Origin of the sequence: Brumimicrobium sp., assembly GCF_048268645.1 — a bacterium.
GTDB classification, from domain to species: Bacteria; Bacteroidota; Bacteroidia; order Flavobacteriales_D; family Crocinitomicaceae; genus Brumimicrobium; species Brumimicrobium ulvae.
The window spans coordinates 109,938-135,943 of sequence record NZ_JBLWVE010000006.1; the positions used below are offsets into that span (position 1 = coordinate 109,938).

Sequence of the window (26,006 nt, forward strand, 5' to 3'; positions counted from 1 at the left end):
TTGATAAAATCTGTTAAACACTCATTATTCTTATATTCGAGGTCTAAAACTATAAAAACACATGCTGAAACACTTTGCTGTACTTCTATTTTTCTTCGGAATGATTGCTGGTCAATCTACTTATAGTCAGCAGGTTGTTTTTCCTGAAGTGCTTTTGAAAAATGTGCCAACAGATGTGCAAGTGCAATCTGATGTTGAACTGGACTATCTCATCCTGAATAAAGACACTGTTCCGTTGAGTAAAACAGGGGAGCACTATGTCATGATCGTGTCACTACCAAACAACAATATCCATTTCGAGAATGCCAATGTAGAATATGATCAACCGATGGTGATTCCGGGGTGGTTGTCACTTTTGCCTCCGTTGATTGCTATTCTTTTGGCGTTGATATTAAAGGAAGTGCTTTCAGCTTTGTTTATTGGGATCTTTATTGGTGCAGCAACCATTGGGTTTTATGGAGGAGGAATATCAGGAATTTTCGCTGCCTTTTTTACAGTCCTAGATCACTATATATTGAATGCATTACTCGATCCCGGTCATGCTTCGGTCATTTTGTTTTCGGTGTTGATAGGTTCTATTGTCGCAGTGATTTCCAAAAATGGAGGAATGCAAGGGGTTGTGAATCGATTGATTAAATATGCTACCAACCGCAGGTCTGGAATGTTGACGACTTACTTTTTGGGGCTGGCCATATTTTTTGATGATTATGCCAATACTTTGGTGGTCGGAAATACTATGCGTCCCATTACAGATCGCTTGAAGATCTCTAGAGAAAAATTGGCCTATATTGTTGATTCTACTGCTGCTCCTGTGGCTGCTGTAGCATTTATCACGACATGGATTGGTGCAGAGTTGACCTACATTACAGATGGACTTGCGAAAATTGAGTTGCAGCAAGGAGTTACCATTACCGAGAGTGCTTATGGTGTTTTTATGAATTCTTTAGCCTATTCTTTTTATCCTGTTTTTACCTTGTTTTTTGTCTTTTTTATTTTGTACAAACAACGTGATTTTGGTCCGATGTATTCCGCAGAAAAACGAACTTTAGAAGAAGGTGTAATCGGAGATACAGTAACCAATAGAGAGTTGGAAGAATTCAATCCTGTAAAGAATGCAAAAATCAAAGCTTATAATGCAATCATACCTGTTTTTATCGTGATTTCAGGAACTTTTTTAGGTCTACTCATAACAGGTTTGTCGACCTCTCATGCAGATTTACTTGCTGGAGGAATAGACTTGAGTCAGGGAACTTGGGCTGCGATTGGAACAGAAGGAGGAGATGAAGTTGGTTTTTTTAGGAAACTCGGAATTGTAATTGGAAATGCAGATTCTTATGTCGCTTTGTTGTGGTCATCCATGGCCGGATTGACAGCAGCAATTGTTTTAACAGTAGCCCAAAGAATAATGTCACTCAAAGAAGTGATGGATGCTGTTCTAGTGGGTGTCAATACAATGATGCCAGCGGTAGTGATTTTAATTTTAGCGTGGTCCTTGGCGGGAGTAACAGAAAGCCTAAGTACAGCAGAATATTTAAAAGCCTTTTTCGGAAATGACTTTTCACATGTCTGGGTGATTCCAGCCTTGACTTTTGTTTTGTCTGCATTTATTGCCTTTTCAACAGGTTCCTCATGGAGTACAATGGCCTTGATGTATCCACTTGTGATTCCATTATCATTTGCTGTAGCAGCAGCGGATCCCAATTATTCCGAAATGGCCATAATGTACAATACCATTGCTTCTGTATTGGCAGGTGCAGTACTTGGAGACCATTGTTCACCTATTTCTGACACGACAATACTGAGTAGTTTAGCAACTTCGTGTGATCATATTCAACATGTGAAGACCCAAATGCCTTATGCTTTAATTGTAGGTTCGGTGGCCCTGGGTGTGGGTGTGATTCCAACGGCTCTAGGTGTGCCAAATCTCGTGGCATTTGGTGTAGGGGTTGGATTACTTTTTCTTGTAGTTCACTTTGTAGGAAAGAAACAATAGCGTTTTTGTTTACTTTCTAATGAATAATAAGGGAGAAAAAACATCAATTATAATCTTTGTTGAGCGTTGTTGATTATGAATGTGTAATTACTTCTTTTCTTTTACTTCTGTAGCTTCAAGATTCGTTAAATTATAGGGTAAACCCCTATTTACTTTACTCTTTATCTAAAGTATTTTTGTTTTGGAATTGTAAAGCTAAAAACAAGCGTATATTGAATCGTATATGCTGTTGTATAAGCTTTGTTTTATGAATTATTAAATAACATGATATGAGGAGAAGTAAATTAGTGATTATCTTTACTACAGCAGTTTTACTTAATGTTACTCAACTGTTGTCACAGGAGTCAAACATTGCAAAGCTTACCGGAGTATGGGAAATTGAAGGTACCTTAATGGGGGATAATGGAGAAGGGTGGCTTATGCCTCACAAACCTAAAAATCCTGATTGCGAAACAAAAGACCATGTGGTTTTTAAAGAAGGGGGGAAAGCATTTGAGGTCTTTTATTCAAGTGAATGTGCTGAAAGCCGAAAAGAATATGATTGGAAATTAGATGAGAATCAAATAATTCTAAGTAAATCAGATGTTTCTAAACCGATGTTGCTTCACAAAGTAGATGGAGATCAATTGATTTTAGGTTTAAGACCTAGACCGGGTAGTGACAAGTGGATGTATGTTAGGTATAAAAAAATAGAAGAGTAGGGTTTACTAGGTGAAGAAGGTTTTCTCAGAAGAATCATATAAGGTCTCTAATTATATCCTTCAAACGTCCATTCTGACAAAAGCTTAAATCGAAACGATATTAAGATGATCGTTAATGATTTTGCTGTTAGTTACTATATGTTGTTGATGTTTTTAAAATTATTTTAGTTATTAATGCTAGATTAATATTAAGTTTGTTTATCTAAAAATAGAAGATAAAATAGACCATGGAAACGTTAACCCAACGAAACATTGATTACGACCGTTCAAATTTTTCAGATAACGAGCTCGTTGATATATACAAACGCATTCTAAAACCTCGTCTGATTGAAGAGAAAATGTTAATTCTCTTGAGACAAGGTAAAATTTCAAAGTGGTTCTCAGGTTGGGGACAAGAAGCAATTAGCGTCGGAACAACCATGGCCATGAATAAGGAAGAAGTGATACTTCCAATGCATAGAAACTTAGGTGTTTTTACCACACGTGACATTCCTCTGAATCGACTCTTTGCTCAATTCCAAGGGAAAATGTCAGGTTTTACAAAAGGGCGTGACCGTTCTTTCCATTTCGGAACAATGGATTACAATATTGTGGGAATGATTTCTCACCTAGGACCGCAATTAGGAATTGCCGATGGGATTGCACTTTCTTCATTGTTAAAAAAAGAAGAAAAAGCAACATTGGTTTTCTCAGGTGATGGAGGAGCAAGTGAAGGAGATTTTCATGAAGCCTTAAATGTTGCCGCAGTGTGGCAGTTGCCTGTTATTTTTACCATTGAGAACAACCAGTGGGGATTATCTACTCCAAGTAATGAACAGTTCCGTTGCAAGCAATTTATTGATAAAGGAATTGGTTATGGAATGGATGCTTTCCAAATCGATGGAAACAATATTCTTGAAGTCATTAACTCTGTAAAACAAATCGCAGAATCTATTCGTGAACGTCCAAGACCATTCTTATTGGAATGTTTGACCTTCAGAATGAGAGGCCATGAAGAAGCATCAGGGACAAAATACTATCCTGAAGGAATCCAAGAAGAATGGAACAAGAAAGATCCTGTGGTGAATTTTGAACTGTTCTTAAAAGAAGAAGGATTGTTGACAGAGGAAATGATTGCTGAATTCAAAAAGGACATTAAAGAAGAAATCCAAAACGGATTAGACATTGCAGGAGAAGAACCGAAAATTGTTCCTGATACTGCAACTGAAATAAAAGATTTATTTAAGGAACACAATCAAGTTGTTGTTGCGCCTGAAAGCGAAAACAAAAGCGAAAAAAGATTGGTTGATGCCATTTCTGATGGTTTGAGACAATCTATGGAACGTTATCCAGAACTTGTTCTCATGGGACAAGATATTGCCGATTACGGAGGTGTTTTTAAAGTTACCGAAGGTTTTGTAGAGCAATTTGGAAAAGACCGTGTACGCAATACACCATTGTGTGAGTCTGCAATTATTGGAGCTGGATTAGGCTTGTCTATCGCGGGTATGAAAGCCATGGTTGAAATGCAATTCTCTGATTTTGTATCGGTTGGTTTTAATCAAATCGTGAATAACCTTGCGAAATTACACTGGCGTTGGGGGCAAAATGCTGATGTTGTTGTGAGAATGCCAACAGGAGCAGGAGTTGCAGCCGGGCCTTTCCATTCGCAAAGTACAGAAGCATGGTTTTTCCATACACCTGGATTGAAAATCGTTTATCCAGCCTTTCCTGGAGATGCGAAAGGACTTTTATCGGCAGCTATTGAAGATCCAAACCCAGTATTGTTCTTCGAACATAAGTTCCTTTACCGTAGCTTGAGGGAAGACGTTTATGATGATTACTACACCACTGAAATTGGGAAAGCAGCAGTGATTAAAGAAGGAGAGGATGTGACGATTGTAACTTATGGATTAGGTGTTCATTGGGCGCTTGAAACATTGGAAAAAGACGCTTCAATTTCTGCAGATTTAATTGATTTAAGAACACTAGCACCTTTAGATATGGAAACTGTAATCGCTTCTGTAAAAAAGACGGGAAAAGTTATTGTTTTGCATGAAGACGTTGAAATCGGTGGTATAGGCGCTGAATTAGTGACTCAACTAAACGAAGCTTGTTTTGAATACTTAGACGCACCAATTCGCAGGGTTGCTTCTTTGAATACACCCATTCCTTTTGAAGCTGATTTAGAAAAGAACTTCTTGGCAAATGCTAGATTTGAAACCGTTTTGAAAGAATTATTAAATTACTAAATACACCCGATGGAAAAAGGAAATAAGCGTGTAATAAAAGGATGGATTTTTTATGACTGGGCGAATTCAGTATACAATTTAGTCATTTCCTCCGCAATATTTCCAGTTTTTTATGCCAATGTCACGGAAAGTCACTACCTAAAAAGTGTAGGTCGTAAGCAGTTGCTGCCAGATGAAAATGTAATGGTAGAGTTCTTTGGATATACTTTATCTAACTCTGTTTTGTTTTCGTACGTCTTGGCAGTATCCTTTTTGTTAGTCAGTATTTTGTCTCCTATTTTATCGGGGATTGCCGACGTTTCTGGAAATAAAAAACGCTTTATGCAGTTCTTTTGTTACCTCGGAGCGCTTTCCAGTATTTCATTGTTTTGGTTTAATCCCGCAAACATAGAATGGGGAATGCTATCCATTTTCTTGGCCAGTATAGGGTTTTGGAACAGTTTAGTATTCTACAACGCCTTTTTACCCGAAATTGCAGAACCCAAGGACCATGATAATATTTCTGCCCGTGGATTCTCTATGGGGTATTTTGGAAGTATGATTTTATTGGTGATTTGTTTGGCAATTATTATGTTGGGGGATGCTTCCTTCACAAAGTATAGCTTTATTCTTGTCGGACTTTGGTGGATGGGGTTTGCTCAATTTACATTCCGTCGTTTGCCGCATAACGTATATAAACGAGAGGTAAGTTCAGGCTATATATTTAAAGGAGTTACTGAGTTAAAACGTGTTTTTAACGAATTCCGTCAAACCAAAAGACTTAAAAGGTTCTTGATGTCTTTTTTCTTTTTTAATACAGGAGTACAAACTGTTATGTTAATGGCGGTGGTCTTTGCCAAAAAAGAAATCAATTGGGGAGAAGGTGGTGGTGACAGTAGTCTAATTGTAGCCATTTTGTTAATTCAAATTCTAGGTGCTGCTGGGGCATATCTGATGTCATTTATTTCTGGTTTAATAGGAAACCTGAAAACTTTGATTGTTGTGGTGGTAGGGTGGATGTTACTTTGTATCTGGGCATATTGGATCCATAAACCAATTGAGTTTTATTTCTTAGCTGCTGGAATAGGATTGGTGATGGGTGGAGTACAAGCGCTTTCTCGTTCAACTTATTCCAAGTTCTTGCCTACTACAGAAGATCATGCTTCTTACTTCTCTTTCTACGATGTAGCTGAAAAGTTAGGAATCGTTTTGGGACTTTTCTTCTTTGGATTAATGGAGGCGTTAACAGGAAACCTTAGGGCTTCTGTACTTTCTATCGTTGCTTTCTTTGCAATTGGATTGGTCTTATTGATATTTGTCCCCCGTAAAGAATCAGCTAAAGGAAGACGCGTATTGAGCGAAAGTAGATTGAGAAAACTTGCTGAAAAAGAAGCGCGTGGGGAGTAGATCTTAACCCACATGCTTACACTGTTTTGCACTGGAGCTGCACTTTGTTATTTTTCTTGAATGCCTCCGCAATTCTCACAAGTGAAAATGTTTAATTACAAAATGGCAACTGTCTTATTGTTATTTAGTTGCGGTTTGTTTTGTTGCGAATTTACCGACATCAAACAATTATTATAAAGATGTTTTAGGCCAGAAAACCCTCTAAGTTCTTCATGTGTTTGCCAGCAATCTGAATATAGTTAAGGAATGTTATAAGCTGCCAATATTTGTTATAAGCCTTGATATGATTGAGTTTTATGATTTATGTTTATAGTGTCTAAGAAAAAGACGACAAACTATTATACACTTTTCAACAGATTCAATTATGACAAAAGAAAGTTCAAAACCTTTAAAAACGAATACGTTTTTATCACTTCGAGATTATGGTATTTTAATCAATACTTTAGTATTAATTTTTGGCGCTGGTGTTCTTCTTTATTTTTTACAACATCAATTTCAAGAAGTACAAGCCATCAAATTCAATTCTTTTTGGGGAAGTATGTTATTTTATTTCACCCTGACAGTTTTAGTCTCTAAAGTGCTTTTCTTCTTGTTTTTACTTTATCACTACTTTAAGTACAAACCGATAGCATCTGTTACGGATGAAGAATTGCCCACTTTAACAATCATCGTTCCTGCATATAACGAAGGGTTTTTCGTTTTCGATACCCTAAAAAGCATTGCCCAAAGCGATTATCCAAAAGATAAAATTCAATTGATTGCTATTGATGACGGGAGCGGTGACGATACTTGGGATTGGATGAAAAAGTCTAAGGCTGAATTGGGTGATTTTCTATCCATTTATCAACAGCCTGAAAACAAAGGAAAAAGACATGCGCTGTACAGAGGCATTAACCTAGCGAAAGGAGAAGTGATTGTAACAATTGATAGTGATTCATTGATTTATGATGATACACTTAGAAATTTAGCCTCTCCTTTTGTGGTAGATGAAAACTGTGGCGCTGTTGCTGGAAATGTGAAAATCCAAAACCTTAAGAAGGCAATTATTCCGAAAATGTTGAATGTTAGTTTCGCATTTAGTTTTGGATTTATTCGTGCTGCTCAAGGTCAAATGAAAACTGTGCTTTGTACGCCTGGTGCACTTTCAGCATACCGAAAAGAAGCAGTTATACATTGTTTGGAAGATTGGATGAATCAAACCTTTCTTGGGGTTCAAACAGATATCGGTGAAGATCGAGCAATGACCAATATGATCCTAAAACAGGGCTACAATACATTGTTTCAAAGTAATGCGCATGTTTGTACAAACATTCCAGAGACCTACGGTATATTGAGAAAAATGTTTACCAGGTGGGAAAGGAGTAATGTTAGGGAAAATATTATGATGTCCAAATTTGCATTCTCTGATTTTAGAAAAGAGAATAAACTCAAACCTAGAATTTTATTGATAAATCAATGGATGTCTATTATTTCTGCATATCCTGCCTTGATAGTTATGGTGCTGAGTTTGGTTTTTTACCCACTTCTTTTTCTTAGCTCAACAATTATTAGTGTGGCTTTATTCTCCATCATTCCAGCACTTTATTATGGAATTAAATACAGCAAGATGAACTCGCTTTGGATATTTACCTATAATTTATTTTATTTTTTCACTCTTTTTTGGATTACGCCCTACGCTATACTAACAGCCAACAGACGAGGGTGGTTGACCAGAGAACAAAACGAGGCAATTCCTACAGATGACTCTGTTATGAATTATGAGTTATGAATGTTGTGCTTCCTTAAATAAGTACTTTACTCTCTGCGAAATCTTGGCGGACTCTGCGGTTCAAAAAAATCCGTAAAAATCCGCGTTCCTCGATCTGCGTTATCGGCGTGCCAATACAGCTATTAATATAGTAATTACGAACGGCTTTAGCCCTCAACGAAGTTAATTACGAATTACGAATTAGTGAATTACGAATTAGTGAATTATGAATGTTGTGCTTTGTACTTCCCTAAATAAGTACTTTACTCTCTGCGAAACTTTGCGCCCTCTGCGAAATCTTGGCGGACTCTGCGGTTCAAAAAAATCCGTAAAAATCCGCGTTCTTAGATCTGCGTCATCGGCGTGCCAATACAGCTATTAATATAGTAATTACGAACGGCTTTAGCCCTCAACGAAGTTAATTACGAATTACGAATTAGTGAATTATGAATTGTGCTTTGTACTTCCCTAAATAGGTAGTTTACCCTCTACGCCCTCTGCGCCCTCTGCGAAATCTTGGCGGACTTTGCGGTTCAAAAAAATCCGTAAAATCCGCGTTCCTAGATCCGCGTCATCGGCGTGCCATTACAGCTATTAAGATAGTAATTACGAATTACGAATTACGAATTACGAATTGGGGAATTACGAATTAGTGAATTATGAATTATGTGCTTTGTACTTCCCTAAATAAGTACTTTACTCTCTGCGAAACTTTGCGCAGCCTCTGTTGACTTTGCGGTTTAAAAAAATCCGTAAAAATCCGCGTTCCTAGATCTGCGTCATCCGCGTGCCATTACAACGCACGTATTAAGTATTCGCAATTCTTTCAATTCCTAATTTCACTAATTGACCCTACTTATCGTATCTTTGTATCCAAATTTAATTCAAACATGAATATCCACGACTTGCTCATACGAGATAAAGAAGTAGTTTCTTTAGATGATATTTTTTTAAATCAAGAGAACCGAAAAAACATTCAACAACTAATTAAAGAGTACAAGTATGTTGATGAACTTACGAAGTATAATCTACCTGTAAACAACAAACTCTTGTTGCAAGGAAGTTCAGGTTGTGGAAAAACAACTACAGCCAAAGGAATTGCAAATGCTTTAAATAAACCAATTTACATTCTCAACTTAAGTAATATTGTTTGCTCGAGAATTGGAGAAACAGCTCAAAATATAAAACAAGTATTTGACAAAGCAGGACGCACAAAATCTATTCTATTTTTAGATGAGTTTGACCAAATCGGAAAGGCCAGAGACACAAGTGATAAAGAAGTTGGTGAAATGCGAAGGTTGGTAAATACCATAATTCAACTGATCGATTATTATCCACAAGACGCCTTGTTAATTTGCGCGACTAATCACCCAGAAATTATAGATACAGCTTTGTTGCGTAGGTTTCAGTTGCGTATCAACTTTGATTTGCCGAATCAAGAAACCCTTGATGCTTACTACGAAAAACTGCTGTCGAATTTCCCAACTGAAATGCAAGGGGTAGTTCGTAAATACGGAATTTCCTTTGCCGAAGCGAAAGACTATATTCAAACTTCTGTCAAGTCTATTTTAATTGAACAATTAGAAAAGAAAGCGTCCTTACAAGAACAAGTATTAGATTCGAAATAAGGAATGAACAATAGAGTTAAAAAGAATCATACTATTGCTCAGTTTTTAAATAAACATGCTACTTGGAAGACGATATTTTTCTTGTTCGTGATTGTGATGTTTTTCAATCTCTTTTTGTTTCCAGTATTTCATTCAACCAATGCAGACAATACACTTTTAGACACTCAATTTTCATACGCTGTTAATGATGCTTATTTGATTTTAGATAATTATTCAGCAGAAGAAAGGGAAGAATACTTTTGGGGGACACTCACTTTGGATCTGATCTATCCTTGGGTTTATGGCTTGTTGCTTTCGATACTCTTGTTTAAAGTTTCTCAGCGTGTTTTTATTGCCTTGATTCCTCTGGTTGTTATTGTTGCAGATTACCTAGAGAACTTAGGAATTGTTTTATTGCTGTACCATTATCCAGAAAAGCTAAATAATGTTGTACGTTTTGCCAGTTTTTTCACTTCCTTAAAATGGGTTTTGATTCTTTGTACTGTTTTATTGATCATCGCTTTACCTTTTTTTAAACGAATCAAACGAAAACATTAATCAATGACTACATTTAAAATAGGATCGTCTTTTCCATTCGCCGTAGCAATAGTTGGTGGGGTTATTTCTTTTGCTGGACTTTTGTTATTGGCTAATTTATTTCTTGTTGGAATAGTTGCCATGGCAATTGGAGCATTCTTTTGGTCCAGCACCTATGGACTGCAAATTAATGATGAAACCCAAGAGTTTCGTGAATATGGTTCTGTGCTTGGTTTGAAAAGAGGTGATTGGAAGCCTTTGGATCAACTCCCATACCTCACTGTGCTTAAAAGTAGAAAAGGTACTACTTTGTACAGTCGCTCTAATCGGTCGACTACAATTATCAATGATGATTATGAGGTGGTGATGTTGAATGAAACACACCGTGTAAAGGTTTTAGTACAAAGCTTTGAGAAGAAAGAAAAAGCAATGAAATTTGCAGAACAATTCGTATTAGCTTATAATAAGCAACTTGTAAAGTATAATCCCGTGGTGAGTGATGCTACTCTACGGAGAAGACGTAGGTAATTACCATCTCCTTAAAATACAAATAGAGAAAATAATGAATAAGCTCCTTTCCACTTTTAAAAATCAAGTTTTTATTCCTTGTTCACTTGTTCTTGAAAATTACAATAATGAAAAGGAAGGTAAGGCTTATGAAGCTTGTCAGTTTGAACTGAACGGAAAAAAGATCATTTCAAGAAGTGCCAAGAAAACCCCTAAAAAAATCGGTCAGTTTGTTACTTTTTGGAAAAGGGATTCGAGAGGCATAACATGTCCTTTTTCTGATAATGATGAGGTTGATTTCTACATGATCAATGTGCAATCAGAACATCGATTGGGTCAATTTATTTTTCCAAAATCTGAACTGTTGAAACGAGGCATTATCTCAACATCTTTAAAAGAAGGAAAAAGAGGTTTTCGTGTTTATCCACGATGGGACATTCCACAAAATAAACAATCGAGAGCAACGCAAGCTTGGCAGTTGAATTATTTTTATGAGCTTGAGTCAACACTAGACTTAGAACTGCTTAATCATTTGTTTGCTGAATTTTAGTAAAAGACTTTCTTCTAGACCAAGGGTGTAGTAGTTCACAGTTTGGTAACCAACAATAACTTTGTTTTTGACAAGGTCATGACTAGCGTTGGCATAAGAAAAAGTGGTTCCTATTGCTAACCATTTTAAAGGCGAGTAGGCATAAGTTCCACGAAATTCCCCGAAAAATTTTCCGTTGGTTGTTGTGGTTCCATTAAACACACTTCCCGAAAAGTTTTGTCCTATTTTGGAAAGAATGCTAAAAGCGGCATTCGTTGATAAAAGTCCAGCACCTGCAGAAATTTGATGATTCTGTCCATAGGAAAAGTTTAACATTCCAACAGCACTGATCAATAAAACTAAACGCTTCATTTTTTTAATTTTTGAGTAGTAAATAATTGGTTTGAGGAGTATAGGTAGTCCTCTGAAAATAGGCGTAGTTAATGAAAGAAATTGATTAAAACCAAGAAAGCGAGTGAATTAACATTTTTCGTTTTTTTTAAAACCATCCTTAGCTTAAGATTCGACTTTTGAACATATTGCATTACTTATTGTTTTAATGATTGATTGTGATCTTGAAGAACGTACTTTTTAGTAGTTTCCAATTGGAAAGCTATAGGACAAATCCTTTCAATTTGTTTTATGTTTGAAGAATAGAATATAAAACGAGTTGAATAAAAAACGAATAATGAGTAAATTAATATCACATTCAGCCTTTTGGTTGTTATCAGTTTTCGGAATAGGTTTAAACTCCTGTGCCCAAGATGAAAAAGTTAACGAGCCGCAAGAAGCAACAATAAATATTAAGAAAGAAATAAATATGGAAAATAAAATGAAAGTAGAAATATGGAGTGACGTAATGTGTCCATTTTGCTATATCGGAAAAAGAAATTTCGAAACTGCATTGGAGCAATTTAAAGATAAAGAGCATATAGAAGTCGTATGGAAAAGTTTCCAATTGGATCCTTCTATTCCAGAAGTAGCAAAAGACAGTTATGAGGATTACCTGATTGAAAATAAAGGGATGCCTAGGGCACAAGTGAAAGGAATGTTAGATAATGTTACCCAATCTGCAAAACAAGTAGGATTAGAGTATAACTTCGATAAAGCTTTAATGGTGAATTCTTTGAGTGCGCATAAATTATTGCAGTTGGCCAAAATTAAAGGTCTAGGAAATGAAGCGGAAGAAGTTTTGTTCCGAGCTTTCTTTACAGAGGGGAAGAATATTGCAGACTTAGCCACTTTAACTGCCTTAGGTAAAGAAATTGGCTTGGAGGAGAACGAAATTCAGTCCGCAATGAAGGATGAAAAATATGCTGAACTTGTTAAAGCGGATATTCAAGAAGCAAGGCAAGTTGGAGTTCAAGGTGTTCCTTTCTTTGTGTTGGATAGAAAATACGCTGTTTCTGGAGCTCAACCTGCTCAAGCGTTTTTAGAAAGTCTTACCCAGGCCTATACGGAGTGGAGAGAAAAAAATCCTGAAATAAAACTAAAGGTTACCGAGGGGCAAAGTTGTGCGCCAGACGGAACGTGTGAGTAAATTTAGAATCATTTATTGAAAAACCCGAAAGCAAGTAATGTGTTTTCGGGTTTTTTTATGGAGATTGACGCATCTCTGTTATTTACTATTCAAGAAGAAAGTTCTAATACTATAAGGCTTTGAAAAAGACTGCTCTGAGGAATTGTTGGTCATTGTGTTAGAATAAAAGCTATTTATATCCGCTATGTTTTCTCCATTTTAGTATATTGTTGGCTCATTAAAAAAATAAATTAAATGAAAAAGCTACTTATTGGATTATTTGTCACAAGTCTTATGTTTTCTTGTGATTCAGGTACCGCAGAAACAACAGAAAAAAGTGTTAAAGAATGTGATGCAAACGATGTGGCCTCAGCGGCAAAATGTGTTTGTGAACTTTTTGAAACCGAAGATGCCTTACTTCTTGAAGGGGATAGCGAAGAGCTTAAAATAGCTGAAGAGAAAACCAACAAGTTCAACAAGGAAATCGACAAAGCTATTGCAGATGGAAAATACACCGAAGATGATTTGGTTGATGCTGCAAGTGAAATCGGTTGTAATTTATAGTAGAAACAGACCTCTAATTAAGAGGGCGTTTTAAAACTTTTAAGGGCCATTCTCTAGTTATTAGAGAATGGTTTTTATATTTAAGGGGATCCTTTTTAAGGAATCTCAATTAATTTATTCACGTGACTTTAATCAAATGAACAGAATGAAAAATAAACTTCAATCGCCCCTAACTTTTCCTTGTGGTGTAACTATGAAAAATAAATTCATGTTAGCTCCTATGACGAACACTCAAAGCAATGAAGATGGAACTCTTTCCGAAGATGAATTGCATTGGCTGACAATGAGAGCGAAAGGTCAGTTCGGATTGGTGATGACCTGTGCAGCACATGTTCAAAAGATAGGTCAAGGATTTCCTGGTCAGTTAGGGATCTTTTCAGACTTGCATATTGAGGGACATAAAAGGTTGGTTGCTGAAATCAAATCTCATGGCAGTCTAGCGGTCGTTCAGTTGCATCATGCAGGAATGAGAACGCCTTATGAAATGATTGGAGAGGCGCCTGTTTGTCCTTCGGATAATGAAAAAAGTGGAGCTCGTGCCTTAAGTTCAGAAGAGGTAAAACAACTTAAAAATGATTTTGTAGCTGCGGCTTTACGCGCGCAAAGATGTGGATATGATGGGGTAGAAGTACACGGCGCTCATGGTTATGTATTAACTCAATTCTTAAGTTCTGAGTTTAACCATAGAACTGATGAGTATGGTGGAAACCTTGAAAATCGTTCACGACTTTTGTTTGAAATTGTTCAAGAAATTAGAGAACAATGCGGAAAAGAATTTTTGTTAGGCGTTAGGCTCTCTCCAGAACGATTTGGTATGGATTTGAATGAAGTAAAGCAGGTTTGTAAAGGATTTATTGAAGAAGATATAATTGATTTTCTCGACATTTCTTTATGGGATGTTTTTAAAATACCTGAAGAGGAAAAGTATCAAAATAAGTCCTTGCTGGCGCATTTTACTGAATTAGATTATAAAAATGTTCTGCTCACAGTTGCGGGTAAAATTAGAAATGGAGATGAGGTGAAAAAAGCAATGGAGTCAGGAATTGACTTCGTTTCTATAGGTCGTTCTGCTATTCTCCATCATGATTTCCCCGAAAAAGTAATGAATAATATAGATTTTGAACCGGTAAAAACACCAGTTTCTCCAGATTATCTAAAAAAGGAAGGCTTAGGAAAAGATTTTATCCAGTACATGAGGAATTGGAAAGGGTTTGTAATTGAAGATTAGGCGAATCCTGAAGAATGACATTTCTGGTAATCATGATGGTTTTATTTTTATATTTACTCAAATAAAGATGTGCCTGTAAGTTACTTTAATAACTGCAAGCATAGAAAGCACCATTATGTTCATTTCAACTTATCAGAAACACCAACAGATTCTAACTTTTTACCTTTTAGGTATTTTGGTTTTCGTTAATCGGTTTTTGATACTGAAACTTTTCAATCTAGAGTATGTAGGAAGTGATGATCTTATCTTTTGGCAAGCAGCTGTTGATTATGCTCAAGGTATTTTTCATGAACCATTTTTTTATGGACAAGATTATAACTTTGCGCTAGAAGCAATTCTAGCTGCGCCCTTAATTAATTGGGGTGTTCCTGTTGATGTTGCTTTACCCGTAGTTTCTTCTCTCATGGGAGTGTTCCCATTTCTATTTATCTCAACCGTTCTTTTCCGAAGAGGTAAAAGAATAGAAGCCTATCTTTTTCTATTTATTCCCCTAACATTATCCGTTGAATACGATATTATAACTTCAATTACACGTGGATTTACCAGTGGTTTGTTCTTTTGTTCTTTGCTGATTTATCCTCTGTTAAATCCCACTAAGTTATGGTCTTTTGTTATTGCCGCCTTGGCCGTTTCTTTTGGCTATATTTTTAATGCCAATTCCTTGGTTCTGTCTTTTCCAATATGTTTGTTCTTGCTGTTTGAAAACTACAGAAAACCTGCCTTTTATTTAGTGTTTGGTGTGCTGTCAATTCCTGCTTTGCTCATTAAATATTTCTCGGAGCAGTTTTATGTGGACCGACCAGAGTATTTGGTGCACTCAATGTGGAAGCTCAAATTCGACTTTGAAGTTATGCTTGAGGGAATCTCTCATTTAGATCAGTATTTCCGTTACCTCATGCCGGTAATATGGCCTGCGCATTGGATGATTCTGCTCCTATTATTGATTTTGGCCATTATTATTACTAAACAGAATTGGAAAAAAGGAATTAGTTTGTTGCTCACCGTAATCTTCATCATCCTTCTTTTTGGTGTAAATAAAATCAATGATGATATAGGTGTCATATTTTTATCTTCTACAAGAATGTTTTTGGCCATGCCCTTACTTTTAGGCTTGGCATTTTTATGGCTGAAAAAAGGGTTCTTGTCAGAGCAAAAATGGAGGGTCATGATCCTGTCTCTAGGAATGCTTGTCTTTTTGATTAAAGCAACTGCTTACTCTGCTGTAATTGACAAGCATACAGAAGAAACAAATTACGGACCTGTGGCAATTAAAAAATTGGATGATTTAATAGATGATTGTGCTGAGATGGAAAAAATTACCCGTCAATACAATGTCGATTTAGTTGTGTTTATTCCAAATTGGGAATATAGAGTGCCAAGTATGGAGTTCTATAATTACGGATGTCCTATTCTTCAGGAGAATACTGTTTCATCCACGATGAATTTATATGAAAGAAGAACGTGGATTTTTCAGAAGGAAAGAGATATGGTCAGAAAGAATATAATACTGTTTAATTTTTATCCAGATCATTTTGAGCTTCTTCAAAAAGAATACGATATTGAGCAGATTAACGAACATCCAAGTATGATCTTAATTAGAGAGAATGACAAAAGTCTTCTTGAACTCTCTGAAGCGTTTGATTTCCCACTTAAAAGGCACAACTACTAAGAACATCATGATTCCGTTTATTTGTTGAATTGTATTTGATGGTCAATTACCGCAGCTGAATTGTTGAATTCAATACCGTTTTATAAAATAGGTTAAAACGTCCATAGACTTTATTTAGATGTCTTGGATTGTGTATTTTTGAAACCTAAAAAAAGAGTCAACGTGAAGAGTAGAAAGAGAGTATTGATCATTAAAGGTGTACTTCTGCTTATAGATTTATCTGTAATTCTTCCTGTTGCTCTTATCTTTAGCGTTTATTTTGGACTTTTTGGAAAGCTAGAGTCCAAAGCTGAATTGAAAAATATTCAAAGTTATGTTGCTTCAGAAGTTCTTTCTGAGGAAGGAAAAATATTGGGGAAATATTATTGGGAAAACAGAAGTACTGTTGCTTTTGAAGAAATTCCACCTGTCGTTGTTGAAGCCTTAATTGCAACTGAAGATGCTCGTTTTTATGAGCACAATGGAGTAGATGCGATTGGACTTATGCGTGTGTTTTTCAAAACCTTATTAATGGGTGATAAGAGCTCTGGTGGGGGAAGTACAATCGGACAACAGCTGGCCAAAAATTTGTTTAAACGTGAAAATCACGGTGTGCTCAGTATGCCAGTGAATAAAATCAAGGAAGCCATTCATGCGGTTCGCTTAAACAGCGTGTATTCACAGGATGAAATTTTAGCCTTGTATTTGAATACCGTTTCAGTGGGAGAAGACACTTATGGGATTAAAAATGCGACCATGCGTTTTTACAGTAAACCACTTGATTCTATTCGAATTGAAGAAGCAGCAGTCCTCATCGGAATGTTGAAATCTCCAACGGCATACAACCCCCGACTTCACCCTTCAAGGTCTTTGAAGAGAAGAAATGTTGTATTGAATAACTTGGTGAAAAATAATTATGTCTCAAAAGAAATTGGAGATTCTTTGAAAAAGATTCCATTAAATCTGAATTATAAAAATGCCGGAAGGTATGGAGATATAGCCCCTTATTTTTTAGTCCAAATTGAAGAGTTAGGTAGCAAAATATTGAAGGATTTAAAAAAAGACAACGGTGAAAGTTACGACATATACCGTGATGGATTAAAGATTTATACGCCTATAAACTGTCAAATGCAAATGAATGCAATTGTGGCTGTTGAAAAACAGATGCGTAATTTGCAAAGTTTGTTTAATCGACATTTTAAAAGTTCGGCAGCTTACACAAAGTTGGTCAACCGAGAGGTAGAAAAATCTGCGCGTTATAAGGAATTGAAAGAGAGAGGGCTAGGAGAAGATGAAATTAACAAGGTGTTTGACACTCCAATTCCAATGAATATTTTCGACTGGGAAAATGAAGAAAAAGTAAATCTTTCGCCATTAGATTCTATAAAGTATTACTTGAAGATTTTGCACAATGGTTTCTTGGCCATGCAACCCAATACAGGTGAGATCAAAGCATGGATTGGTGGAAATGATTACAGTTACTTTCAATATGACCATGTCACTTCGAAAAGACAAGTTGGTAGTACCTTTAAGCCTATTGTTTATGCCACGGCTCTAGAACAAGGGGTAGAACCTTGTGATTATTATTCTAATGAACGTAAAATATACGATGAATTCGAAGCTTGGTCACCACGAAATTCTGGAGATGAATATGAAGGTAAATATTCAGTTAAAGGTGCTTTAGCCAATTCTGTAAATGTAATTTCAGTTGAACTTTTGTTCGAAGCTGGAATTGAGAATGTTGTCCAGACTGCTAGAGATATGGGGATTTATAGTGAAATACCTGCTGTTCCTTCAATTGCTTTAGGAGTTGCAGATATTAGCCTGCTCGAAATGGTAACGGCCTACTGTACTTTTGCTAATGGTGGCGAAAGTGTTGCTCCTGTGTTTATTTCCCGTATAGAAAATCGCAAGGGAGAAGTGATTTACGAATCAAAGCAAACCAAAGGTAAGCGTGTGTTTTCTCAACAAACAGCCTATTATATGACGGAAATGTTAAAGGGTGCGGTCAACGAAGGAACGGCCAACCGCTTGCGCTCGAGGTATGGACTAAACCTCGATATGGCAGGAAAAACAGGAACAACGCAGTCTCATGCGGATGGTTGGTTTATTGGTTTTACTCCGGAATTAGTTGCCGGTGCTTGGGTAGGAGCTGACAATCCTTCTGTACATTTTAAATCGATTCGACATGGTCAAGGAGCGGCAACTGCCTTGCCAATTTGGGCCTACTTCATGCAGGAATGTAAAAGTAAAGAAGTGTGCAAACCATACATCAATGGTAAATTCAAGTTTCCTCATCATTTAAATGAAATGCCAGACTGTGAATCCTTCAAGGAGAATAATGTAGTAGATAAAGTGCAAAATTGGTTTACACGTGATAAGCGCTTAAGAAAAGAACGAAGGGAAAAGAGAAGAAAGGAAAGAAGAAGAAACTGACGACTCTAGATTGATCTGTCAAGTCATTATTTAACCCGACTAGAGTTTCGCTTTCATAAAAGAAATTCCTTTTGATACCTGCTCATAAGAAAGTTATAAATCATGAAAATTGATTCTCGCTTTAATTATTTGAAAATCAGTCTAAGGCCATGTAAAGCTGCACACGACCCAGAATGGGTCAACTGTTGATAACCTCGTGTAAGCGAAGGGCAACTCGGGGTTATGAACTCAATCGATAATTCTGTTTTTCTTTTCGCCACCTCAAGAAAGAACAATACACAAAAAAAAGCCAACAGTCATGTTGGCTTTTTTACTGTGCAAGTTTATAATTAGAATTATTTTTTAAATTCAGTGATTGTCTTTTCAATAATTGCTACACATTCCATCATTTGCTCTTCATTCATTACCAATGGTGGTGCAAAACGAATAATGTTTCCATGCGTTGGTTTAGCGATTAATCCATTTTCTTTCATGGCCATGCATAAATCCCAGGCAGTTGTGCTTTCTGGAGTGTCATTGATTAAAATTGCATTCAATAAACCTTTTCCACGTACTTTTGTAACCAAGTCTGTGTTGTCAATTATACGGTTCATTTCCTTACGGAACAATTGCCCCATTTTCTCAGCGTTTTCAGCAAGTTTTTCATTTTCAACAACCTCTAAAGATGCCACTGCAACTTTTGCTGCCATTGGGTTTCCTCCAAACGTAGATCCGTGTTGGCCTGGTTGGATCACCCCCATTACCTCGTCGTCTGCCAAAACAGCCGAAACTGGATAAACTCCACCAGAAATTGCTTTCCCAAGAATTAAAATGTCAGGTTTAACATTTTCATGGTCGCAAGCCAAAATTTGACCAGTACGTGCGATTCCTGTTTGAACTTCGTCGGCGATGAAAAGTACTCCTGCTTCAGAACATAGTTCACGTACTTTTGTCAAATACCCTTCGTCTGGAACAAAAACTCCTGCTTCACCTTGAATGGGTTCTACTAAGAATCCTGCAACATTTTCTTCTTGCAATGCTTTTTTTAATGCCTCAGTATCGTTGTATGGTATTTTGATAAAACCAGGAGTGTAAGGACCAAAGTTCTTACGCGCGTTTTCGTCATTCGAAAAAGAAATTATCGTGGTTGTTCTTCCATGGAAATTATCGTCACAAACGATGATTTTAGCCTGATTTTCTGCAATTCCTTTACGTTCATAGGCGTATTTTCTACAAATCTTGATTGCTGTTTCTACTGCTTCAGCACCAGAATTCATGGCCAAAACTTTGTCAAACCCGAAATATTCTGTTACGTATTTTTCGAATGGTCCTAAAGTGTCGTTGTAAAATGCACGCGATGTTAGCGTTAAGGTTTCTGCTTGCTCTTTTAGTGCTCCAATAATATGTGGGTGACAGTGACCTTGATTAACCGCTGAATATGCTGAAAGAAAATCATAATAATGTTTCCCTTCAACATCCCATACGTGAACACCTTCTCCTTTTGCCAAAACAACTGGCAGTGGATGATAGTTGTGCGCTCCGTATTTTTCCTCCATCTTGATTAAGTCTGCTGAAGATAATTTTTCTGTTGTTGTACTCATATTTTTGTTGTTTTTATCAATTTCGAAGCGCTTTATCGTCCAAAACGCCTATGCTTATGCAAATGTAACCAAACGGAAGGGAAATAAAAAAGAAATCAGGGTTCAAGCTGAGTTAGAAAATATATTTTATTGCTCTCAAATAATATTAAATGCGTATCCGATACTTTACCAATAAATTTAGAGTTAATCTTCAATCCTCCATTAAAACAGAGTTTTATGAAACAGGTATATTATTAATTTCAAGATATGACAATGTTTAGGATCCATGACGTAAGAATTCCGTGATTATCCGCGTTGCTTGCAGTTCTGCTGGGTAAGCCCAAATCATCCGTGTCATCTGCGTTCCAATACAGCGCAACCCATTTGCTAGGGAATAGAGCTTAAATTAATTATTGGTAAAGATCTCGAGGCATTAAAAATTGGGTTTTAATGTCTTTTCCGCTAATCACATGGCGTAAATGAAGATTTTATATTGAAAAATTCAAAATTCGTAATTAAATTTCTACCTCACAAAAACCCACTCATCCTCTGTAGACATCTCTTCATTATAGGAATAGCCGTCAACATTATAGCCTTTTAAGTCTTCGATATTTTGATATTGATTTTGAATAATATCTCTTGCCATTGCCCCACGTGCATGCTTTGCATACATCATGATGATTTTGAATTGATCTCCTTTTAAATCTTTAAAGACTGGAGTAATAACCCTGTTTTTTAACACCTTTTGGTCAACGGCTTTGAAATATTCGTTGGAGGCCAAGTTCACAATCACTTCGTCTTTTTTTGTTTCGTCATTGATGAACTCAGCGAGTTTTGCTCCCCAATATTGATATAAGTTTTTCGTTTTTGGAGTTACATTCCATCGGGTACCCATTTCTAATCGGTATGGATACATTAAGTCGAGTGGTTTTAATATTCCGTACAATCCCGATAGAATCATAAGGTCTTTTTGCGCATTTATAAAGTCTTGATCTGTAAATGACGCTGCGTCAAGACCTTTGTAAACTTCTCCAGTAAACACAGTAACTGCAGGTTGAGCTTGCTCGTTCAAAGTTACAGGTTCTTGCCAATCTTGGTAACGGGAATAATTTAAATCACTCAAATTTTCTGAAAGTTTCATGAGTTTTCCCAGTTCCTTTTTAGATATTTTTTGAAGCTTTTTGGCAAGATAATTTGCCTCGTTTAAAAAATGCGCCTCTGTTGTAATTGGCGTTTTTATATTAAGGCTATAATCTAAAGATTTGGCAGGAGATAATAATATTTTCATTGGACTTAATTTTGAAGCTCAAAAATACAAATTTTTAATGGTCTTGAAAAGCACTTATGTCATAGCTTTTTGACCTGTAAAACTGACACTTTTACGGCTATTTGCATCAAGTTATGACAGATTGTCTAGATCTGCACAATGGCAATGAATTTGCGTAAAGGGATGTAGTTTTAAAAATGACGAAAATGGGAAAACGAGATAAAGAAGAAGCTGTAGATAAAGAAAATCTTGCGGCTGAAGAAGTAAATAATACAGCTGAGCAAGCTGAAGATACTCAGAATGAAGAAGCTGAAACTCCAGAGTTGTCGAAAGAAGAACAGTTGGAGAACAAAATTGCGGGTTTAAACGATAAATATTTACGCTTGTATTCTGATTTTGAAAATTTCAGAAAAAGAACGATTAAGGAAAAAGGTGATTTAATTATGAATGCTAGTGAAGGTATCGTTAAAGATATGCTTCCAATTCTTGATGATTTTGAACGTGCTATTTCCAACAATGAAACATCTGATGACGCAGAAGCGATTAAAGAAGGTTTCCAATTGATTTACAATAAGTTCAATAGCGTTCTTGTGGCTAAGGGGTTGAAACCGATGGATAGCAAAGGAGAAGATTTTGATATAGATCACCACGAAGCCATCACCAATATTCCTGTAGATAAAGAACAGAAAGGAAAGGTAGTGGATGTAGTGGAGAAAGGATATTTTCTAAATGACAAAGTACTGCGATACGCTAAGGTCGTTGTAGGTCAATAAACGATATTATGAGTCAAAAAAGAGATTATTATGAAGTATTAGGTGTAAGCAAATCTGCCTCTGCATCTGAAATAAAAAAAGCATACCGTAAACTCGCGTTAAAATATCACCCGGATAAAAACCCAGATGATTCAGCAGCTGAAGAGAGATTTAAAGAAGCAGCTGAAGCGTATGAAGTTTTGTCAGATGAGCAGAAAAAACAACGCTATGATCAATTTGGTCATGCTGGTGTTGATGGTTCAGCTGGAGGAGGCGGATTCGGAGGGATGGATATGGATGACATATTCTCTCAATTTGGTGACATCTTCGGCGGTGGATTTGGAGGTGGCAGAAGAGGCGGCGGGGGTGCCCGTCAAAGAACTGCTAGAGGTACCAATCTACGTGTGAAAATTAAACTGACACTTGACGAGGTTGCGGAAGGTGTGAAGAAAAAAATTCGTGTAAACAAGCTGGTCAACGCAACTGGAGTCACTTTTAAAAATTGCCAAACGTGTAAAGGAACAGGACGTGTTCAGCGTGTTACCCAAACTTTTTTAGGGGCAATGCAGACTGCTTCAACATGTCCTAATTGTCAGGGGACAGGTAAAATCATTGATAAAAAACCTGCTGGTGCTGACAGTCAAGGACTAGAGCGTAAAGAAGAAGTTATCGAACTAGATATCCCTTCAGGAGTAGAAGATGGAATGCAGCTTTCTGTCAGTGGTAAAGGAAACGCTGGACCATTTGATGGAATCCCTGGAGACCTTCTTGTAGTTATTGAAGTATTGGAGCATGAAGAATTGCGTCGTGATGGACAAAATGTGCATTATGAAGCATTCATTAATTTTGCAGATGCTGCTTTAGGGGCAACCATCGAAGTTCCGACAATTAAAAGTAGAGCGAGGATTAAGGTTGAGCCAGGTACGCAAAGTGGAAAAATGTTGCGCTTAAAAGGAAAGGGGTTACCAAGCGTCCAAAACTATGGAATGGGAGACCAATTTGTACACATTAATGTATGGACGCCACAAAAACTTTCAAAAGAAGAGCAAGAAATTATCGAAAAGTTAAGGGAAAGTGAAAACTTTCAACCGAATCCAGACGGAAAAGAAAAAGGTTTCTTTCAAAGGGTAAAAGATATGTTTAGTAACTAGTTTTATACTTTGAATGATTTTTAAAAAGTCCCGACAGTAATGTTGGGACTTTTTAATGTTAGAGGTTTTTTAATGTCTATAGTTTTTATACATTTATACAAAAAGTAATCAAATGAATGAGAAGCAAAAAGAATACATGAGAAGGGCAATTGATTTGTCAAAGGAAAGTGTTGCTAACGGGGGAGGGCCTTTCGGAGCAGTAGTTGTAAAAGATGGAAAAATAATTGCGGAAAGCGCAAATAGTGTTACAATTGACAATGATCCTACAGCACATGCAGAAGTGAATGTGATCAGAAAGGCGTGTAAAGCCATCAATTCTTTTGAATTGGTAGGATGTGATATTTACTCTTCGTGTGAACCTTGCCCCATGTGTTTAGGTGCAATTTATTGGTCAAGACTCGATAATCTTTACTTTGCCAATACGAAAAAGGATGCTGCTGACATCGGTTTTGATGATTCCTTTATCTATGATGAAATTAATGTTCCGATAGAAAAAAGACGTGTGAAAACGAGTCAGTTTCTTAGGGATGAAGCTTTGGTAGCATTTCAAGATTGGGAATCTAAAACTGATAAGACAGAGTATTAGCCTTTCTTTTATATTTTTGATTTTTAGTTGTTTACCTTTTGTTTTGTATTACCTTGTTGATTATGAATCGCTTGGTAGAAGTAAAAGTAAGGAAGTAGAAAATTGGAAATACTTTAAAAAAAATTATTTAGTGCATTTTCAAAATCTTATATTTGAGAGTCAAGCTAGTTGTAATAAAGCAGGTTTCTTGATTAAAGATAAATTTATTTACTGACAAGATTATGGAATCAATCGAGAAAAAGAAAAAACCCAGCATGTATGAAAACGTGATGAAACAATTCAATCATGCTGCTGATACAATGAATTTAGATAAGGGGATACGAAAGATTCTTGCTTCTACCAACAGCGAAATTAGTGTACATTTTCCAGTTAAAATGGATGATGGCTCAATTGAAGTTTTTAATGGTTACCGTGTTCAACATAACAATGCGCTAGGACCTTATAAAGGAGGTTTGCGTTTTCATCCTGCAGTGGATATTGACACGGCAAGAGCCTTAGCTATATGGATGACATGGAAAACAGCACTCTCTGGACTTCCTTTTGGTGGAGGGAAAGGAGGAGTAACAATAGATCCTAAAAAGTACTCCATGGGTGAACTTGAACGCATTACACGAAGATTTACCTATGCGTTGGGCGAGAATATTGGACCTGATGTAGATATTCCAGCACCTGATGTCAATACCAATCCACAAATTATGGCGTGGATAGCCGATACTTTTTCTTCTACAAAGTCGCCTTCAACACGTATGTTAAACTTGCATGTTGTAACCGGAAAACCGATTGGCTCTGGAGGTTTAAAAGGAAGAGATCGCGCAACGGGGTACGGTGTTGTCTCGTCGATTAAATATTGGGCGAAATTAAAAGGTGTTAACTTACAAGGAAAGACTTTTGCGGTTCAAGGCTTCGGAAATGTTGGATATTGGGCCTCTCATTTTATGATGGAATTAGGTGCTAAGTTGATCGCCGTGCAAGATGCTAGTGGAACGATTTTTAATGAAGAAGGAATTGATGCCGAAGCTTTGCATAACCATGTTGGAAATCACAATGGAGTAATCAAAGGATTTCCTGATGCTCAAAAAATTGATAATTCAGAATTTTACTATATCAATTGTGATATTCTAATCCCGGCAGCACTGAGTAATCAAATTACCATTGATAATGCAGCTGGAGTAAAAGCAATGCTCATCGCTGAAGGAGCAAATGGTCCTATTGATACAGAAGGAGAAAAGATACTTTTGGAAAGAGGTATTGATATTTTGCCCGACATTTTATGCAATGCGGGTGGTGTTACAGGAAGTTATTATGAATGGTTGCAAAATAAACGCAGTGAAAACTATAACATAGACACTGTTTTAAAAATGATCGATGAAAAGTTAGGTGAAGCATTCGAAAAAACGGTATATAGTGCAAATAAATACAATACGGACTGGAGAACAGGAGCTTATTGTGTAGCTTTGGAAAGAATTCAACAGACATATAAGGAAAGAGGAGTGTTCCCATAAGCAAATGATATGAATAAAATTGGAATTGTAAAAGGAAATGTATGCTCAACAACGGCTATGCCATCACCTGATGATGTAAAGACCATCAGTAAATTTGTTGATGTTTACATTCAGTCTAATGCAGGAATGGAATGTGGATATAGCGATAATGAATACGCTTTGGAAGGATGTTTTATCCGTGACAATAGTGAAGATATTATTGCTTCGGCTGACTTAATTCTTTTCCAAAATCCAATTTCTGAACCGATTCAACCGGAAACAAAGAAAATTATTGTGGCTAATATTGATGTCTTTAAGGACCATGAACAATTGAAGTTGTTTATGCACAAGAATATTGACTTGTACACTTTTGAAGCAATTAATGATGGCACTGGAAACTTTAAAGATAAGTTTGTAAACTTTATTCGTTTTCACATGGGAGACCCAATTCAATCTGAATATATTGCGCTATTTTCAAGGTCAAGAGTGTTGAAAAATGGAGAGGTTGTACACAAAGATTTGCTGGATTAATGCAGCGTCAAAATAGTTAAAAGCGCAATGTTCTTCTGAATGTTGC

General features: G+C 36.5%; 22 protein-coding genes. 19 read left to right on the plus strand and 3 right to left on the minus strand.

The features are described 5' to 3' along the window. Window positions 1–61: 61 nt before the first annotated feature. From ACN0U3_RS06950 to ACN0U3_RS06990, 9 genes are all read left to right on the plus strand, one after another. Complete coding sequence (locus tag ACN0U3_RS06950) at window positions 62–1,993, plus strand: Na+/H+ antiporter NhaC family protein (protein WP_417265633.1); 1,932 nt, start codon at window positions 62–64, stop codon at window positions 1,991–1,993. Between the two features lie 269 nt (window positions 1,994–2,262). Beyond that, window positions 2,263–2,694, plus strand: coding sequence for a lipocalin family protein (locus tag ACN0U3_RS06955; RefSeq protein WP_417265634.1), 432 nt, complete (start codon window positions 2,263–2,265; stop codon window positions 2,692–2,694). Between the two features lie 227 nt (window positions 2,695–2,921). Continuing rightward, a complete protein-coding gene (locus ACN0U3_RS06960) occupies window positions 2,922–4,925 on the plus strand; it encodes an alpha-ketoacid dehydrogenase subunit alpha/beta (protein ID WP_417265635.1) in 2,004 nt (667 codons plus the stop codon). Window positions 4,926–4,934: 9 nt separating this feature from the next. Then, window positions 4,935–6,311 (plus strand): MFS transporter, encoded by a 1,377-nt coding sequence (locus ACN0U3_RS06965; RefSeq protein WP_367182434.1) that lies wholly within the window; start codon window positions 4,935–4,937, stop codon window positions 6,309–6,311. Window positions 6,312–6,675: 364 nt separating this feature from the next. Beyond that, on the plus strand, window positions 6,676–8,079 hold the full coding sequence (locus ACN0U3_RS06970; RefSeq protein WP_417265636.1) for a glycosyltransferase: 1,404 nt from the start codon (window positions 6,676–6,678) through the stop codon (window positions 8,077–8,079). 869 nt (window positions 8,080–8,948) lie between these two features. Beyond that, window positions 8,949–9,686 carry an AAA family ATPase gene (locus ACN0U3_RS06975; RefSeq protein WP_299204164.1) on the plus strand — a complete coding sequence of 246 codons (738 nt, stop codon included), beginning with the start codon at window positions 8,949–8,951 and terminating at the stop codon, window positions 9,684–9,686. 3 nt (window positions 9,687–9,689) lie between these two features. After that, window positions 9,690–10,223 carry a hypothetical protein gene (locus tag ACN0U3_RS06980; protein WP_417265637.1) on the plus strand — a complete coding sequence of 178 codons (534 nt, stop codon included), beginning with the start codon at window positions 9,690–9,692 and terminating at the stop codon, window positions 10,221–10,223. Between the two features lie 3 nt (window positions 10,224–10,226). After that, a complete protein-coding gene (locus ACN0U3_RS06985) occupies window positions 10,227–10,730 on the plus strand; it encodes a hypothetical protein (protein WP_417265638.1) in 504 nt (167 codons plus the stop codon). 34 nt (window positions 10,731–10,764) lie between these two features. Continuing rightward, window positions 10,765–11,259, plus strand: coding sequence for a MepB family protein (locus tag ACN0U3_RS06990; protein ID WP_417265639.1), 495 nt, complete (start codon window positions 10,765–10,767; stop codon window positions 11,257–11,259). Here the strand turns inward: ACN0U3_RS06990 and ACN0U3_RS06995 are convergent. After that, window positions 11,224–11,610: a hypothetical protein gene (locus tag ACN0U3_RS06995; RefSeq protein ID WP_417265640.1), complete on the minus strand. Its 387-nt coding sequence runs from the start codon at window positions 11,608–11,610 to the stop codon at window positions 11,224–11,226. The two genes, ACN0U3_RS06990 and ACN0U3_RS06995, sit on opposite strands and share 36 nt — an antisense overlap. 460 nt (window positions 11,611–12,070) lie before the next feature. Between ACN0U3_RS06995 and ACN0U3_RS07000 the strand changes: the two genes are divergently transcribed. The 5 genes from ACN0U3_RS07000 (at window position 12,071) to ACN0U3_RS07020 (ending at window position 18,633) form a co-directional block, all read left to right on the plus strand. Further along, a complete protein-coding gene (locus ACN0U3_RS07000; RefSeq protein WP_417265664.1) occupies window positions 12,071–12,778 on the plus strand; it encodes a DsbA family oxidoreductase in 708 nt (235 codons plus the stop codon). A 234-nt stretch (window positions 12,779–13,012) separates the two neighbouring features. Beyond that, window positions 13,013–13,321 carry a hypothetical protein gene (locus tag ACN0U3_RS07005; protein ID WP_299204150.1) on the plus strand — a complete coding sequence of 103 codons (309 nt, stop codon included), beginning with the start codon at window positions 13,013–13,015 and terminating at the stop codon, window positions 13,319–13,321. A 145-nt stretch (window positions 13,322–13,466) separates the two neighbouring features. Next, window positions 13,467–14,549, plus strand: a complete 1,083-nt coding sequence (locus ACN0U3_RS07010; RefSeq protein ID WP_417265641.1) for an NADH:flavin oxidoreductase — start codon at window positions 13,467–13,469, stop codon at window positions 14,547–14,549. 196 nt (window positions 14,550–14,745) lie between these two features. Continuing rightward, entirely contained in the window at window positions 14,746–16,218 is a 1,473-nt protein-coding gene (locus ACN0U3_RS07015; RefSeq protein ID WP_417265642.1) for a hypothetical protein, read from the plus strand. A 162-nt stretch (window positions 16,219–16,380) separates the two neighbouring features. After that, on the plus strand, window positions 16,381–18,633 hold the full coding sequence (locus ACN0U3_RS07020; RefSeq protein ID WP_417265643.1) for a penicillin-binding protein 1A: 2,253 nt from the start codon (window positions 16,381–16,383) through the stop codon (window positions 18,631–18,633). 335 nt (window positions 18,634–18,968) lie between these two features. On the opposite strand, the gene rocD is transcribed toward ACN0U3_RS07020, so the two are convergent. Beyond that, window positions 18,969–20,213 carry an ornithine--oxo-acid transaminase gene (gene rocD / locus ACN0U3_RS07025; protein WP_417265644.1) on the minus strand — a complete coding sequence of 415 codons (1,245 nt, stop codon included), beginning with the start codon at window positions 20,211–20,213 and terminating at the stop codon, window positions 18,969–18,971. Window positions 20,214–20,715: 502 nt separating this feature from the next. Next, a complete protein-coding gene (yaaA, locus tag ACN0U3_RS07030; RefSeq protein ID WP_417265645.1) occupies window positions 20,716–21,480 on the minus strand; it encodes a peroxide stress protein YaaA in 765 nt (254 codons plus the stop codon). A 185-nt stretch (window positions 21,481–21,665) separates the two neighbouring features. Between yaaA and ACN0U3_RS07035 the strand changes: the two genes are divergently transcribed. The 5 genes from ACN0U3_RS07035 (at window position 21,666) to ACN0U3_RS07055 (ending at window position 25,960) form a co-directional block, all read left to right on the plus strand. Then, window positions 21,666–22,232, plus strand: a complete 567-nt coding sequence (locus ACN0U3_RS07035; RefSeq protein WP_299204130.1) for a nucleotide exchange factor GrpE — start codon at window positions 21,666–21,668, stop codon at window positions 22,230–22,232. An 8-nt stretch (window positions 22,233–22,240) separates the two neighbouring features. Beyond that, window positions 22,241–23,362, plus strand: a complete 1,122-nt coding sequence (gene dnaJ, locus ACN0U3_RS07040) for a molecular chaperone DnaJ (protein ID WP_417265646.1) — start codon at window positions 22,241–22,243, stop codon at window positions 23,360–23,362. A gap of 112 nt (window positions 23,363–23,474) precedes the next feature. Then, window positions 23,475–23,948, plus strand: a complete 474-nt coding sequence (locus ACN0U3_RS07045) for a nucleoside deaminase (protein WP_299204124.1) — start codon at window positions 23,475–23,477, stop codon at window positions 23,946–23,948. 221 nt (window positions 23,949–24,169) lie between these two features. Continuing rightward, on the plus strand, window positions 24,170–25,450 hold the full coding sequence (locus ACN0U3_RS07050; protein ID WP_417265647.1) for a Glu/Leu/Phe/Val family dehydrogenase: 1,281 nt from the start codon (window positions 24,170–24,172) through the stop codon (window positions 25,448–25,450). Between the two features lie 9 nt (window positions 25,451–25,459). Next, on the plus strand, window positions 25,460–25,960 hold the full coding sequence (locus tag ACN0U3_RS07055; protein WP_417265648.1) for a hypothetical protein: 501 nt from the start codon (window positions 25,460–25,462) through the stop codon (window positions 25,958–25,960). Window positions 25,961–26,006: the final 46 nt, after the last annotated feature.